The organism is Rhodocyclus gracilis (genome assembly GCF_009617575.1).
Classification (GTDB): Bacteria; Pseudomonadota; Gammaproteobacteria; order Burkholderiales; family Rhodocyclaceae; genus Rhodocyclus; species Rhodocyclus gracilis.
This window is the reverse complement of sequence record NZ_WIXJ01000003.1, coordinates 265,674-280,464: the sequence shown is the minus strand read 5'-3', so window position 1 is coordinate 280,464 and position 14,791 is coordinate 265,674. Positions and strand designations below refer to the sequence as shown.

General features: G+C 67.7%; 12 protein-coding genes. 9 read left to right on the top strand and 3 right to left on the bottom strand.

The genetic code is table 11. From position 1 onward, the window contains the following. Positions 1-112: 112 nt before the first annotated feature. Entirely contained in the window at positions 113-1,516 is a 1,404-nt protein-coding gene (locus GHK24_RS07085) for an aminotransferase-like domain-containing protein (RefSeq protein WP_153471145.1), read from the top strand. Positions 1,517-1,566: 50 nt separating this feature from the next. Here GHK24_RS07085 and GHK24_RS07080 read toward each other — a convergent pair whose 3' ends face one another. Further along, entirely contained in the window at positions 1,567-3,141 is a 1,575-nt protein-coding gene (locus tag GHK24_RS07080; protein ID WP_228384580.1) for a carbonic anhydrase, read from the bottom strand. 341 nt (positions 3,142-3,482) lie between these two features. On the opposite strand from GHK24_RS07080, the gene thiC reads away from it, so the two are divergent. Further along, complete coding sequence (thiC, locus tag GHK24_RS07075) at positions 3,483-5,411, top strand: phosphomethylpyrimidine synthase ThiC (RefSeq protein WP_153471142.1); 1,929 nt, start codon at positions 3,483-3,485, stop codon at positions 5,409-5,411. Between the two features lie 82 nt (positions 5,412-5,493). Here the strand turns inward: thiC and GHK24_RS07070 are convergent, their stop codons facing one another. Further along, a complete protein-coding gene (locus tag GHK24_RS07070; RefSeq protein WP_153471139.1) occupies positions 5,494-6,306 on the bottom strand; it encodes a GntR family transcriptional regulator in 813 nt (270 codons plus the stop codon). After that, positions 6,303-6,662 carry a hypothetical protein gene (locus GHK24_RS07065; protein WP_153471135.1) on the bottom strand — a complete coding sequence of 120 codons (360 nt, stop codon included), beginning with the start codon at positions 6,660-6,662 and terminating at the stop codon, positions 6,303-6,305. Before GHK24_RS07065 ends, GHK24_RS07070 begins: the two co-directional genes overlap by 4 nt. Here GHK24_RS07065 and GHK24_RS07060 point away from each other — a divergent pair. From GHK24_RS07060 to aroE, 7 genes are all read left to right on the top strand, one after another. After that, on the top strand, positions 6,646-8,073 hold the full coding sequence (locus GHK24_RS07060; protein WP_153471132.1) for a short-chain fatty acyl-CoA regulator family protein: 1,428 nt from the start codon (positions 6,646-6,648) through the stop codon (positions 8,071-8,073). The two genes, GHK24_RS07065 and GHK24_RS07060, sit on opposite strands and share 17 nt — an antisense overlap. A 168-nt stretch (positions 8,074-8,241) precedes the next feature. Further along, a complete protein-coding gene (locus GHK24_RS07055; RefSeq protein WP_340642686.1) occupies positions 8,242-8,445 on the top strand; it encodes a YkgJ family cysteine cluster protein in 204 nt (67 codons plus the stop codon). Between the two features lie 41 nt (positions 8,446-8,486). Further along, positions 8,487-9,584 carry an NADH:flavin oxidoreductase/NADH oxidase gene (locus tag GHK24_RS07050; RefSeq protein ID WP_153471126.1) on the top strand — a complete coding sequence of 366 codons (1,098 nt, stop codon included), beginning with the start codon at positions 8,487-8,489 and terminating at the stop codon, positions 9,582-9,584. A 278-nt stretch (positions 9,585-9,862) separates the two neighbouring features. Continuing rightward, on the top strand, positions 9,863-10,687 hold the full coding sequence (locus tag GHK24_RS07045; protein ID WP_209022624.1) for an undecaprenyl-diphosphate phosphatase: 825 nt from the start codon (positions 9,863-9,865) through the stop codon (positions 10,685-10,687). Between the two features lie 133 nt (positions 10,688-10,820). Then, positions 10,821-12,917, top strand: coding sequence for a ribonuclease catalytic domain-containing protein (locus GHK24_RS07040; protein WP_153471123.1), 2,097 nt, complete (start codon positions 10,821-10,823; stop codon positions 12,915-12,917). A gap of 1 nt (position 12,918) precedes the next feature. After that, positions 12,919-13,812 carry an energy transducer TonB gene (locus tag GHK24_RS07035; protein ID WP_340666132.1) on the top strand — a complete coding sequence of 298 codons (894 nt, stop codon included), beginning with the start codon at positions 12,919-12,921 and terminating at the stop codon, positions 13,810-13,812. Beyond that, positions 13,809-14,765 carry a shikimate dehydrogenase gene (aroE, locus tag GHK24_RS07030; protein WP_228384579.1) on the top strand — a complete coding sequence of 319 codons (957 nt, stop codon included), beginning with the start codon at positions 13,809-13,811 and terminating at the stop codon, positions 14,763-14,765. Before GHK24_RS07035 ends, aroE begins: the two co-directional genes overlap by 4 nt. The last annotated feature ends 26 nt before the right edge of the window (positions 14,766-14,791 follow it).

Here is a 14,791-nt window from a genome sequence, read left to right as displayed (position 1 = left end):
ACCGGACACTTTTCGGACACAAAAGGAACACACCACCACGCACTGCGTGACACCGTACCGGCAAAACGACCAGTACAGTCGAGCGCCGGCAACGCACACTTGGAGCCACCCCATGCTGCCCCTGCGCCTCGACCCCGAATCGCCCCTGCCGCTCGTCGATCAGATCGTCGGCGGCGTCCGGCAGCACATCGAAGACCGCCTGCTGCGGCCGGGCATGCGCCTGCCGCCGATTCGCGGCCTCGCCGATGAGCACCACATCAGCCGCTTTACCGTCGTCGAGGCGTACGACCGGCTGGTGGCGCTCGGTTATCTGCAATCGCGGCGCGGCTCCGGCTTCTACGTCGCCCCTCGGCCGACCGCCAGCCTCCGCGAACACCGCCCCGGCGAAGTCGAGCGCGCCTTCGATAACGCCGGCGTGCTCTATCAAAGTCTGGAAGAAAGCGGCGACCGCCTGAAAGTCGGCGTCGGCTGGCTGCCACCGGAATGGCTCGACGAAGAAGGGCTGCGCCGCAACATCCGCCTGCTCGCCCGCCGCGCCGATACGCGCGTCGCCGGCTATGGCACGGCGCAAGGCTACGCGCCGCTGCGCGAACAGATCAGCTTGCGTCTCGCGGAACTGGGCATCGCCGCGCCGGCTTCGCAGATCACGCTCACCCACGGCGCGACGCAGGCACTCGACATCGTCGCCCGCACCTTCCTCTGCGCCGGCGACTGCGTGCTGGTCGACGACCCCGGCTACTGGAACCTCTTCGCCAACCTGCGCCTGTACGGCGTGCAACTGGTCGGCGTGCCGCGCACCGCCAGCGGCCCCGACCCGGAGGCACTGGCCGAACTCTTGCAGACGCACCGCCCCAAGGCCTTCTTCACGCACTCCGTCCTGCACAACCCGACCTCGGGCAGCCTCGCGCCAGCGAACGCCTTTCGTGTCCTGCAACTGGCCGAACAGCACGATTTCCTGATCGTCGAAGACGACACCTACGGCGACCTGCACCCCGGCGCAGCCACACGCCTCGCGCAACTCGACCTGCTGCGCCGGACGATCTACATCGGCAGCTTCTCGAAGACGCTTTCCGGCTGTCTGCGGGTCGGCTTCTTCGCGGCGGCGCCGGCACTGATGGCGCGGCTCACCGACGTGAAAATCGTCTCCTGCGTGTCGACCTCGGAGTTTTCCGAACGCCTCGTCTACCAGATGCTGACCGAAGGCCCGTACCGCAAATTCGTCGACCGCGTGCAAGGCCGGCTGGCGATGGTCACCGAGCAGACCTTGCGCCTGCTCGAACGCTGCGGCATGCGGATCGATACGGAGCCGAAAGGCGGCATGTTCGTCTGGGCGCGCACGCCCGGCATCAGCGATGCGACGCCGCTCGCCCGCCGCGCTGCCGACGCCGGCATCATGCTGGCGCCGGGCAGCATCTTCCGGCCACAAACGCAGCCCTCACCGTGGATTCGCTTCAACGTCGCCTACGCGACCGACCCACGCCTCGAACGCTTCCTCGGCGAAGCGCTGGGCCGCTGAGACTCAAACACCAAGGAGCGGCGGAGCGTCGAGGAGGCCACGAACCGGACCTAGCGGGATTCCTTGATCAGGCGAGCGCTCGTCGGCTGCACCGGCCGCGCATTGTCCGGATAGAGGCGGGCAAAGATGGCGATCTGATCGGCCGACACCGCTAGCGGCTGCTTCAACACCAGCCAGAGCACGTCTTCGCTGCACGGCGGCGTCGTCAGCGAGCCCATGTAGGTGAAATACGCGCGATCCGCCGGCAACAGGCCGTTGACGTCGAGGAGATAGCCGGGCGGCGAGACTTCCTCGTTCTTCTCCAGCGGCAGATGGTTCCAGACCGTCTGGATCAGCGGGTTTTCGGCGCCGCGTTCGAGGGCGATGGCGACGACCGCCAGACGGCCGTCCGCCGCCTGATGCACCAGATGCAGCGACATTTCGGCGGCGCGACCATTCACGCGCTCCTCCGCCGGGCGGTGAAAGTGGAACTGCTTGAGCTGATAAACCTTGCCGAGCAGACTCAACTGTCCGCCCGCCAGCGTCGTCTGTACGGTATGGCCGTTATCGATGACCGAGAACGCCGCCGGGTGGTAGTCAAAAACAATCGGATCGAGATCGACGCGGATGCCGTCGCGAATATCGATGGGCGACTGGCGACGGCCATTGGCGCATTGCGACCATTCGCTACGCAGTTGCCCCCAGCGCTCCGGCCCGGTCTCGCCGGCATACGACCATTCCGCGTGCCCCGAATGCGCAGCCACCGGCCGAGGCGCCGGACGAGCCACCCGACGCGGCCGCGCCGGCGGTGTCTCGACGGGCTCTTCAGCGACCGGTGGCGCCTTGGCCGCCGGGGACTCCTTCGCCGCCGGCTCTTTTGCTGCCAACTCCTTCGCCGCCGCGATTTTTTCTTCCGCGGTCTTTTCGCCCGACGCCCTGCCGGCAGCAGCCTTGTCGAGCGGCATCTTCTCGGCCCGCCCCTTGTCGCCAAGATCCCGCTCAGGCATCGGCTTGTCGCCGAGTGGCTTCAGCGCGGCTTTTTCGATGGGCGCCTTGTCGACGGGGTCTTTCTCCCGGGACGGCTTCTCTGCGGCCGGCTTCTCTGCCACCGGCTTGCTGCGGCGCAGTTCTTTTTGCAGCAAGGCTTCGTTGGCCCGCCGCAGATCGTCGGCGACTTCGCCCGCCTTGGCGGCCGTGCGCATGGCCTCCTTTTGCACTTCCTGCGGAGAACTCGGACGGCACACCTCACGCAGCACGCGATCATCGAGCGTGCCGGAGCGGACAGGCATGTCGAGGACGGTCTTCACCTCTTCTTCGCGCAGCAACTCGCCTTCTTCGCGGAAATACGTGCGCTTGAGCGTGCCGTAAGTCCGTGCGGAGCAGTCGTAGCGGCTCTGCGCCTCGATGATGCGGTAGGAAGCTCCGGTCTTGGGATCATTGATCGGCTTATCGAGGACGATGCGCCCAAGCGCCAGCGTCTTGCCGGCGGAATCCTTGGCGATGCTCGAGCGATCGACCTCGATGCGCTTGCCCTGCTCGACCAGAATCGGCTGCCAGCGCGTCGCCTTGCCGGTCGGCGCAGCCGCGCAGAGCGTCACGGGCATGACGATGGCGACGACAGCAACAGCGATGGAAGTGAAACGCATGCTCGGCCTTTCTGGCGACGTTCGTGTCCTCATCAGTGCTTGACGGACGAACGCCGGAAAACTTTAGCGCGGCGTGCGCCGATGCCCCGCGCCGCGCCTCAAAACGCCAGCCCCATACGCGCCGAAGTCCGGCGCACGCAGGCACGACACTCGCCGGATGGCGTCTTGCCATTGCCGGACGATTACAGTAACTTGCCCCCTCCGCTGGCGCCCCGCGTGTGCGGCCCTCTGGCCGCCCTCATCGCCTGCCGCCACTGCGAAGCCGCCCGAAGCGGCGCTTCGCTCCCTCCGACCGCGCGCAGACTGCTCCCCGACGCCGCGCGTCTTCGCCAGGAAAATTTATGAACGCCAACGAGAAATTCACCGCCGCCGAGGCCCACGTTGACGCTGCCGCTGTCGAGCCGCTGCCCAACTCCCGTCGCATCTACGTCAGCGGCAGCCGCCCAGACCTGCGCGTGCCGATGCGCGAAATTTCGCAAGCCGACACGCCGACCGCCTTCGGTGGCGAGAAGAACCCGCCGATCACCGTCTATGACTGTTCCGGCCCCTACGGCGATCCCGACGCCACGATCGATGTGCGCAACGGCCTGCCGCCGCTACGCGCCGGCTGGATCGACGAACGCGCCGACGTCGAGGAACTGCCCGGCCCGACCTCCGTCTTCGGCCAGCAGCGCGCCGCCAACCCGGATCTGGATGAACTGCGCTTCCCCGGCCTGCACCGCAAGCCGCTGCGTGCCAAGAGGGGCAACGGCGCCAGCGGCAACGTCACGCAGATGCACTACGCGCGGCGCGGCATCATCACGCCGGAAATGGAATACGTCGCCATCCGCGAGAACAACAACCGCCGCGCCTACCTCGACGGCCTACGCGCCGCCGGCCCGCAGGGACAGAAGCTGGCCGAACTGATCGGCCGCCAGCACCGCGGCGAGCGCTTCGGCGCGACGATCCCCGAGGAGATCACGCCCGAATTCGTTCGCGACGAGATCGCGCGCGGCCGCGCCATCATCCCGGCCAACATCAACCACCCGGAAGCCGAGCCGATGATCATCGGCCGCAACTTCCTGGTGAAGATCAACGCCAACATCGGCAACTCGGCGCTCGGATCAAGCATCCAGGAAGAAGTCGAGAAGATGACCTGGTCGATCCGCTGGGGCGGCGACACGGTGATGGACCTCTCGACCGGCAAGAACATCCACGAGACGCGCGAGTGGATCATCCGCAACAGCCCGGTGCCGATCGGCACGGTGCCGATCTATCAGGCGCTGGAAAAGGTCGACGGCCGCGCCGAAGACCTCACCTGGGAAATCTTCCGCGACACGCTGATCGAACAGGCCGAGCAAGGCGTCGATTACTTCACCATCCACGCCGGTGTGCTGCTGCGCTACGTGCCGCTCACCGCCAACCGGCTCACCGGCATCGTCTCGCGCGGCGGCTCGATCATGGCCAAGTGGTGCCTCGCGCACCACAAGGAAAGCTTCCTGTACACGCACTTCGAGGAAATCTGCGAAATCATGAAGGCCTACGACGTCGCCTTCAGCCTCGGCGACGGCCTGCGTCCCGGATCGATCTATGACGCCAACGACGAAGCACAGCTCGGCGAACTGAAGACGCTCGGCGAACTCACCGAGATCGCCTGGCGCCACGACGTGCAGGTGATGATCGAAGGCCCCGGTCACGTGCCGATGCACATGATCAAGGAAAACATGGACCTGCAGCTCGACTGGTGCAAGGAAGCGCCGTTCTACACGCTCGGGCCGCTGACCACCGACATCGCGCCGGGCTACGACCACATCACCAGCGCCATCGGCGCCGCGCAGATCGGCTGGTACGGCACGGCGATGCTCTGCTACGTGACGCCGAAGGAACACCTCGGCCTGCCTGACAAGGACGACGTCAAGGAAGGCATCATCACCTACAAGCTCGCCGCGCACGCCGCCGACCTCGCCAAGGGCCACCCCGGCGCGCAGATCCGCGACAACGCCTTGTCGAAGGCTCGCTTCGAATTCCGCTGGGACGACCAGTTCAACCTCGGCCTCGACCCGGACAAGGCGAAGAGCTTCCACGACGAAACGCTGCCCAAGGAATCGGCCAAGGTCGCGCACTTCTGCTCGATGTGCGGCCCGCACTTCTGCTCGATGAAGATCACGCAGGACGTGCGCGACTACGCCGCGGCGCAGGGTCTCGACGAACAGGCGGCGCTCGAGAAAGGCATGGAAACGAAGGCCGTCGAGTTCGTGAAGTCGGGGGCGGAGGTTTACCGCAAGGTGTAATCCCCGGCACGCGCAACGCGACGCAACCGGGCCGAGATCAGGCCCGGTTTTTTATGCACCGGAGCAATAGCGCGCCCTCTGTCTAACGTCGCAGCGGGCTATCGACGGGAACCTTGCCCTGCCCCAACCGTGAGTGAGCGCCGCGTGGCAATGCCTCGCCTGCGGCGGTGGCGACCCGGCCGCCAGCGCCGCTGCTGGTAACGTCCATCGTCGCCTCAAGCGCCGCCAGCAGCGCCCTCCCCTGCATGCGACACAGGCGCTCGATCTCATCGTCGCGGCGCTGAAGTAGCGCGCTGCCAAACGGCACACGCAAGTCGAGCACGGCGGCGCGCTCGATGGCGGGCCATGCCGGCCCAAGCGCCAGCCGTAGTTGCCGGCGCAACTGCGCGGCAAGCAACGCGAACACCGGCGCCCCGCCCGCTGCCGCCGCGCGACGCAAACACGTCAGCCAGCGCTGTGCCGCGACGATGGACTCCTCGCCAGTCGCCGTGCCATCTGCCGCGTTACCGACGACGGCCCCCTGCGCGGCGGCGCGCCGGCAATCTTCGAGCACGGCCACCAGCGCCTCGGACGAGCGCGCCGCCAGCCGGCAGAGCAGGTGGCACTCGATCTGCACGAACTGTTCGCACAGACAGGCGAGGTCGTCACGCGCCAGCGCACTGACGGCAAAGCCCTCGCCGGCCGGCCGCAGCAGTCCGTCGGTGGCGAGCCGTTGCAGGGCCGCGCGCAGTGACGCGCGCGACACGCCGTAATGACGGCTGAGCGATGCCTCGTCCAGCGCCGCGCCGGGGCGCAAGCGATGCTCGAACATGCGCTCGCGCAACGAGGCCGCGAGGCATACATCGAGTTCGCGGGCGCCGGGCAGTGCCTCGGCGATATCGTCTGCGCCGCTCACGCGAGATCCCCGGCGGCGGTGGCCTGCGGCGCGGTCGTCGCCAGCGTCGCGCCCGCTGGAGCCAGTTCCAGCGCCCGCGCATCACCCGGAATCACGCCTGACACAGGCGCGCCGTCCACGCCGTCAGCCGCCGGGCTGTCGGGCAGCGGCCCGAATGCCGCCTCGCAGTAAAAATAGGGATTAACGAACATCGCAGACTCCTCTGAAAAAAACGCCAATATCGCTTGCCAGCGCGACAGAAGATTCGCAATATACGCAACGTAAAAACGCCATAAAGACCTGAAATGGCGTAGTTTTGCGAACCCGAATGCGTTTTTCTGCGAATCTTGTGAACATCCGATGAAAAAGACCTTCATGGGCGTGCGCCTGAAACGTCTGCGCGAGGAGCGCGGCCTCACGCAAGTGGCACTGGCGCGCGCGCTTGAACTCTCGCCGAGCTACCTCAACCAGCTCGAGCAGAACCAGCGCCCGCTCACCGTGCCGGTGCTGCTGCGGCTGAACGCCGTATTCGGCGTCGACGTGCAGCTTTTTTCCGAGAATGACGAGGCGCGGCTGATCGCCGATCTGCAGGAAGCCTTTCGCGAACACGGTGCCGGCGAGCCGGTCTCGCAGGCCGAGATCCGCGAACTCGCTGCCGGCATGCCGGGTGTGGCGCGCACACTGCTGACGCTCGCCCGACGCCAGCAGGAAGCGCAGGAGCGCGAAGCGGCCTGGGCGGCACGCATGGGGCTTGACCGCAGCGAGCAGCCACTGGCCACGCGACAACCCTTCGAGGAAGTGCGCGATTTCTTCTACGCGCGGCACAACCACATCGACGAACTCGACCGCCTCGCCGAAGGCTTCGCCGACGCCTGGCAGCTGCGCCCCGGCGAGATGGCCGACGGCCTCGAAGCGCGGCTACGGCAGGCGCACGGCATCGACGTACGGCGCGGCAGCCGCCTGCCCGCCGAGGCGAGCGGCGACGCCCAGCGCGAATTCGACCCCGCCACGCGCACGCTGGCGCTGTCACCGCATCTGACGCCGGGGCAGCAGGCTTTCCAGATGGCGACGCAGCTCGCCTTCCTCGAGGCCGGCGACGGCATCGACGCGCTCGCCGCCGGCGCCGCGCTCGCCAGCGACGAGGCGCGGCGGCTGGCGCGCATCGGTCTCGCCAACTACTTCGCCGGCGCGCTGATCCTGCCCTACACGCGCTTTCTCGAACGCGCCGAAGCCCTGCGCTACGACATCGAACGCCTCGGACGCGCCTTCGGCGTCGAGTTCGAGACTACCTGCCACCGCCTGTCGACGCTGCAGCGGCCCGAGGCGCGCGGCATCCCCTTCTTTTTCGTGCGCGTCGACCGCGCCGGCAACATCTCCAAGCGCCAGTCGGCGACCGATTTCCACTTTTCGCGCATCGGCGGCACCTGCCCGCTGTGGAATGTGTACGAAGCCTTTGCGCAGCCGGAACGCGTACTCACCCAGCTGACGGCGATGCCCGACGGCCGCGCCTACCTGTGGATCGCGCGCACGGTAACGCGCGGTTATGGCGGCTACGGCGCGCCGAGCAAGCGCTTCGCCATCGGCCTTGGCTGCGACCTGCAACACGCCGAGCGGCTGGTCTACAGCAAGGGGCTGAACCTTGGCGATAGCGAGAGCTACACCCCCATCGGCGCCGGCTGCAAGGTCTGCCCGCGCGAGGTCTGTCCGCAGCGCGCCTTCCCCGCTGTCGGCGGCGCCCTTGTCGTCGACGAAAACCGCCGTCGCTTCGCGCCCTACCCGCTGCGCTGAGCGCGTTCAGGCTGGCGAACGGCGCAGCGGCGAACTGGCGAATCGACACCTCGCCAGCGGGCGACGATCCGCGCGAGAATAGGCACTCACTCAGCCCACACCCTCGCCCTCATGGATTGCCGCCCCGCCTGCGCCGCCTGCTGCATTGCCCCCTCAATCGCCACGCCAATGCCCGGCCATCCGGCGGGCAAGGCGGCTGGCGATCCCTGCGCCAACCTCACCGCCGATCTGCGCTGCGGCTTGTGGCAGCGACCGGAACGCCCGGCCTGCTGTGGTGGCTTGCAGGCGTCGGAGGAGATGTGCGGCGCAGATCGCGACGCGGCGTTGTCCTATCTCGCCCACCTCGAACGCATCACCGCACCACTCTCTTAACCTGTTCTCTCACGATCCCCGCACCGACCGACGGAGCCCCGATGAGCCATCCATTGTTCTCCCCCTTCACCCTGCGCCGGCAGACGCTCGATAACCGCATCGTCATCGCACCGATGTGCATGTACTCCGCCACCGACGGCAAGGTCGGCGACTGGCACACCATGCATCTCGGCACGCTGGCGCAAAGCGGCGCCGGCCTGCTCATCATCGAAGCCACGGCAGTCGCGCCGGAAGGCCGCATCACGCCGTATTGCCCGGGCCTCTGGGACGACGCCTGCGCCGACGCCTGGGCGCCGGTGCTCGCCGCCGTGCGCCACTACTCGACGATGCCGCTGGCGATCCAGCTCGCGCACGCCGGGCGCAAAGCCAGTTGCGAAGCCCCCTGGCGCGGCGGGCGACAACTGCCGCCCGAGGCCGGTGGCTGGCCGACGCTCGCCCCGTCGGCACTCGCTTTCAACGACGGCGACACGCCACCGACTGCCCTCGACACGGCCGGGCTGGCGCGTCTGCGCACGGCCTTTGCCGATGCTGCACGACGCGCCGATGCGCTGGGTATCGACATCATCGAAATCCACGCCGCACATGGCTACCTGCTGCACGAATTCCTGTCGCCGCTGAGCAACCTCCGACAGGACAACTACGGAGGCTCGCTGGAAAACCGCCTGCGCTTCCCGCTGGAAGTATTCGACGCCGTTCGCGCCGTCTGGCCGGCAGAAAAAGCGCTGGGCCTGCGCGTTTCCGCCGACGACTGGGTGGCCGGCGGCTGGGACATCGAGCAGACGCTGGCGCTGGCGCGCGCCCTGAAAGCGCGGGGCGCCGACTTCCTCCATGTTTCCAGTGGCGGGCTCTCTGCGGCGCAATCGATTCCCGTCGCGCCGGGCTACCAGCTGCCGTTCGCACGCAGGGTCAAGGCCGAAACCGGCCTGACGACCATTGCGGTCGGCCTCATCACCGAGCCACATCAGGCCGACGCCGTCATCGCCGATGGCGACGCCGACCTCGTCGCCCTGGCGCGCGGCATCCTCTGGAACCCGCGCTGGCCCTGGCACGCCGCCGCCGCGCTCGGCGCCACGGTGGACGCCCCGCCCCAACTCTGGCGCGGCGCACCGCATGCGGCGAGCGGCGTATTTGGTCGCTAAGGCGCAGCGGCGCCGAACGACCTCGCCGTCTCCCGGCGCCGCCCTCTTCGCCCTCTTCGCCCTCTTCGCCCTCTTCGCCCTCTTCGCCCTCTTCGCCCTCTTCGCCCTCTTCGCCCTTTCGCATGGCGGCACGCGCGGGGCAAAGAGGGCCCGCAGAGTGCCGCAGAGGCGGTCGCCCAGCCCGCTTGCCGCGCCGGCGGTCAGCCTCCTGACATACTCGCCTCTCTGGCAGCCGGTATAATCGCGCCCCTTCACACACTTTCCCCGAGCCCTGCCGCATGGAACACCTGCTTCTGCTGAAGGCCGTCATTCTCGGCATCGTCGAGGGACTGACCGAATTTCTCCCGGTCTCGTCGACCGGCCACCTGATCCTCGCCGGCGATCTGCTCAACTTCAACGACGACCGCGGCAAGCTCTTCGAGATCGTCGTCCAGTCGGGCGCCATTCTCGCCGTCTGCTGGGAATACCGGGCGCGCATCCTCAACGTTCTTCTCGGTCTGCCGCGCGAACGCGCTGCCCGCCGTTTTGCGCTGAACGTCTTCGTCGCCTTCCTGCCGCTGGCGATACTCGGCCTGCTCTTCGGCCACGCCATCAAGGATCACCTCTTCAACGCGCCGACCGTCGCCACCACCTTCATCGTCGGCGGCCTGATCATCCTCTGGGCCGAACGGCGGCGGCATCAGGTGCGCATCGTCGAAGTCGAAGACCTGCGCCTTGGCGACGCCATGAAGCTCGGTCTGGCGCAAGCCTGCGCCCTGATCCCCGGCGTATCGCGCTCGGGTGCGACGATCATCGGTGGCCTGTTTTTCGGGCTGTCGCGGCGCGCGGCGACCGAGTTTTCGTTCTTCCTGGCGATCCCGACGCTGCTCGCCGCCACGGCCTACCAGCTGTACAAGGAGCGTGCGCTGCTCTCCTTCGACGATATCGGCATGTGGGTCGCTGGCTTCATCGCCGCCTTCATCTCGGCCTTCATCGCCGTGCGCGCCCTGCTGCGCTATATCAGCACGCACGATTTCACGATCTTCGCCTGGTACCGCATCGCCTTCGGGCTCGTTGTCTTCGCCACCTGGCACTTTGGCCTGATCGCCTGGAGCGCCTCCTGAACGAGTCATAAGAGACTCCTGAGCGACGCCATCGCGGCGAGGCGCCGGCGCGCCCCGCCATCGCCGCAAAAACCGCCAGAAATGCCGTGCTGGCGGCAAATCGACGGCACAGGCCGCAGGTTATAATCGGCGCATGCACGTTCTATTCGAAGAAGACAGCGCCTTCAAGACTGGCGCCATCCTGGCCGACAACGACACCTCGTTGCAGGTCGAAGCCGTATCCGGCAAACGCAGCAAGATCAAGGCGACGAACGTGCTGCTGCGTTTCAGTGCGCCGGCGCCGGGCGAACTGCTCGAACGCGCCACCCCGCTGGCTGCCGAGATCGACGCCGACTTCCTCTGGGAGTGCGCCGGCGACGGCGAATTTGCCTTCGCCGATTTTGCCGCCGAATACTACGGACACGCCCCTTCGGCGGTCGAAGCGACGGCGCTGCTGCTCGCTCTGCACGCGGCGCCGATCTACTTTCACCGCAAGGGCCGTGGCCGCTTCCGCAAGGCGCCGCCCGACATCCTCGCCGCCGCGCTCGCCGGACTGGAAAAGAAGCGCCTGCAAGCGCTGGCCATCGAGCGCATGGCCGCCGAGCTGCAAGCCTTCACGCTGCCCCCCGAATTTCCGCCGCTGATCGACCAGCTACTCTACAAGGCCGACCGCAACCGCCCGGAGACCAAGGCGCTCGAAGCCGCCTGTGCCGCGAGCGGCCTCTCGGCGCTCGCCCTGCTGGCGCGCTGCGGCGCCATCCGCTCGCCCTACGCCTTCCATCTGCGCCGCTTCCTGCTCGACGAATTCCCACGCGGCCCCGGCTTTGGCGAACTGGCGCCGCTCGCCGAACCGGCCATCGCCGCCCTGCCGCTCGCCGAAGCGCCAGCCTTTTCCATCGACGACGCATCGACGACCGAGATCGACGACGCCTTCTCGCTGCAACGCCTGCCGGGCGTGGGCTGGCGCGTTGGCATCCACATCGCCGCGCCGGGACTTTCGATCACGCCGGATTCACCGTTTGACGCGATTGCCCGCGAGCGCCTGTCGACGGTCTACATGCCCGGCAGCAAGATCACCATGCTGCCCGACAGCGTCGTCGCGCACTTCACGCTGGCAGCCGGACGCACCTGCCCGGCGCTCTCGCTATACCTGACTGTCAGCGAAGACTTCGCCATCGTCAGCCACGAATCGCGCATCGACCGCGTGCGTATCGCCGCCAATCTGCGCCATCACGACCTGGAGCCGGTCTTCAACGCGCAGACGCTGGCCGACGGCCTCGGCGACTTTCCCTTCCGTGACGAACTGAAGACCCTCTGGCAACTGGCCGGCGCCTGCGAAGCGCGGCGCGGCAAGTCGTCGAACGCGGCAGGTTTTGTCGATTACAACTTCGACATCGTCGGCGATCTTGCCGACGCCGAATCCTGCCATGTGTCGATCAGCCAGCGCCCACGCGGCAGCCCGCTCGACATGCTCGTCGCCGAACTGATGATCGTCGCCAACAGCCTGTGGGGCGGCCTGCTCGCCGAACAGCGCGTACCGGCAATCTACCGCGCACAATCGGCCGGCAAGGTGCGCATGACGACGCAAGCCGCGCCGCACGACGGCCTCGGCGTGCCGCAATACGCGTGGATGTCCTCGCCGCTGCGCCGTTACGTCGACCTCGTCAATCAACGCCAGCTGATCGCCTGCCTCAACGACGAGGCGCCGCCCTTTGCCGCCAAGGCCGGGCGCAATCAGGAGCTGTTTGCGATCGTCCGCGATTTCGAACTCGCCTACGCCGCCTACGCCGAATTCCAGCGCGGCATGGAGCGCTACTGGAGTCTGCGCTGGCTGCAACAGGAAGCGTGCACGACCCTCGAAGCGGTCATCCGGCGCGACGGCACGGCTCGCGTCGACGGTCTGCCGATCATCCAGCGCGTGCCCTCGGCGCCGGACTTGCCCGCCGGAGCGCGCATTCGCCTGTCGGTCGAGCGCATCGACCTGCTGACGCTCGAACTCGGCTGCCGCTGGCTCGAAACGCTGGCCGCCGACGGCGTCGCCCCGGACGACGAAGAACCCGACAGTGTCAACGACAGCGACGAGTCGCCCGCCGATTCGCGTGTCGACTCCGCCGACACCTCCAGCGCCACCGACTCCATCTCGCCGACCGACGCCGCCACTGCCGACGCCGCCCCCGAGGACAGCGCGGCGGAGGCGTCCGCCCTCGCCGCCGATGCGGCGACATCCCCCTCATTGCCGGCGGCTGCCTGACGTGAACCTCGCTGTGCCGCGTTTGCCCCGCCTTGGCGCCGGCCAACCCTCGTTCCTTGCGCTGGCCATCGGCGCTTCTCTGCTGCTGCATGGCGTGCTGCTGACGCTGCATTTCGGTTTCCCCGAAATGTCGCGCGTCTTTCAGGACAAGGCACTGGAGATCGTGCTGGTCAACAGCAAATCGGCGCGCCGCCCGAGCGAAGCGCAGGCGCTGGCGCAGGCGAATCTCGATGGCGGCGGCAACGTCGAGGACAACCGCCGCGCCAAAAGCTCATTGCCAGCCTCGGCGCAACGCAAGAGCGGCAACGAACTCGAACAGGCGCAGCAGCGCGTCCAGCAACTGGAAATGCAGCAACAGAAGCTGCAAACCCGCGCCACCAGCCGCAAAGCCATTGCGCCGCGCCCCGACAGCGAGACGCAGCCGCGCCCGACGCCGGTCATCCGTGGTCGCGATCTGGCCGAGAACGCGCTGGCCATGGCCCGCCTCGAAGGCGAGATCGCGCAGAACATCGACGAGTACAACAAACGCCCGCGCAAGCGCAACATCGGCGCGCGCGTCGAGGAATACCGCTTCGCCCAGTACGTCGAGGAGTGGCGGCAGAAAATCGAGCGCGTCGGCACGCTCAACTACCCCGAAGAAGCGCGCGGCAAGCTCTACGGCACCCTCGTGCTGACGGTGGCGATCAAGAGCGACGGCAGCATCGACAAGATCGAGATCAACCGCTCCTCCGGCCATCGCATCCTCGACGACGCGGCGCGGCGCATCGTCCAGATGAGCGCGCCGTACGCGCCCTTCCCGCCTGCCATTCAGCGCGACACCGACATTCTCGAAATCACCCGCGCCTGGAACTTCGTCAACGGCGATTCCTTGCAGACTGCCGGATCGAACCGATGAGCGCCCCCGTCAGCGAGCCGATGCGTGACCCAGTGCGAGCCGCGATGCCCGATCCGTACGCCGTTTTCGGCAACCCCATCGCGCACAGCCGCTCCCCCGCCATCCATACGGCTTTCGCCCGGCAAACCGGCGAAAATCTCGTTTATACGGCGATCCTCGCTCCGCGCGACGGGTTTGCCACGGCGCTGGGCGAATTCATCGCCGCCGGCGGGCGCGGCGCCAACGTCACGGTGCCGTTCAAGGAAGAAGCCTGCCGCCTCGCCACGCGCCTGACCGAACGCGCCCGCCTCGCCGGCGCGGTCAACACGCTGAGCATCGGCGCCCTTGCGTCAGACGCCGCCACCTCCCACACCTCAGGCACCGCTGACGCCACCGCGACTAACGCCGCCACCGCAGCCAACGAAATCATCGGCGACAACACCGACGGCGCCGGCCTGCTGCGTGATCTGCAACACAACCTCGGCTGCGCGCTCGCGGACCGCCGCATCCTGCTGCTCGGCGCGGGCGGCGCGGCACGCGGCGTGCTGGCGCCGTTGCTCGACGCCCGTCCGGCCCGCCTGCTCATTGCCAACCGCAGTGCCGACAAGGCACAGGCGCTGGCCGAACACTTCCAGCCGCACGCCGCCGGCTGCCGCCTCGCGGGTGGCGGCTTCGCGGCTGTCGACACCGGCGAGGGCGCCTTCGACCTCATCATCAACGCCACCTCCGCCAGCCTTGCCGGCCAAGCCCTGCCCATCGGCAAACACGCGTTCGCGCACGACGGTCTCGCGTACGACATGATGTACCGTGCCGATGGCGACACTCCCTTTCTTGCCGAAGCACGCGCCGCTGGCGTCGGCCGCTGCGCCGACGGCCTCGGCATGCTCATCGAACAAGCGGCGGAAGCCTTTTTCGTCTGGCGCGGTCAACGCCCGGAGACCGCGCCACTGCTCGCGCAGCGACGCCACGACTGAGCCAGCGACGGGCGCCCGACGCACCG

Excerpts from the sequence above, each read along its gene's own strand:
- GHK24_RS07040 (WP_153471123.1), top strand. The coding sequence starts at position 10,821 with ATGCACGTTCTATTCGAAGAAGACAGCGCCTTCAAGACTGGCGCCATC.
- GHK24_RS07065 (WP_153471135.1), bottom strand. The coding sequence starts at position 6,662 with ATGAAGGTCTTTTTCATCGGATGTTCACAAGATTCGCAGAAAAACGCA.
- aroE (WP_228384579.1), top strand. The coding sequence starts at position 13,809 with ATGAGCGCCCCCGTCAGCGAGCCGATGCGTGACCCAGTGCGAGCCGCG.
- GHK24_RS07080 (WP_228384580.1), bottom strand. The coding sequence starts at position 3,141 with ATGCGTTTCACTTCCATCGCTGTTGCTGTCGTCGCCATCGTCATGCCC.
- GHK24_RS07050 (WP_153471126.1), top strand. The coding sequence starts at position 8,487 with ATGAGCCATCCATTGTTCTCCCCCTTCACCCTGCGCCGGCAGACGCTC.
- GHK24_RS07045 (WP_209022624.1), top strand. The coding sequence starts at position 9,863 with ATGGAACACCTGCTTCTGCTGAAGGCCGTCATTCTCGGCATCGTCGAG.
- GHK24_RS07060 (WP_153471132.1), top strand. The coding sequence starts at position 6,646 with ATGAAAAAGACCTTCATGGGCGTGCGCCTGAAACGTCTGCGCGAGGAG.
- thiC (WP_153471142.1), top strand. The coding sequence starts at position 3,483 with ATGAACGCCAACGAGAAATTCACCGCCGCCGAGGCCCACGTTGACGCT.
- GHK24_RS07055 (WP_340642686.1), top strand. The coding sequence starts at position 8,242 with ATGCCCGGCCATCCGGCGGGCAAGGCGGCTGGCGATCCCTGCGCCAAC.
- GHK24_RS07085 (WP_153471145.1), top strand. The coding sequence starts at position 113 with ATGCTGCCCCTGCGCCTCGACCCCGAATCGCCCCTGCCGCTCGTCGAT.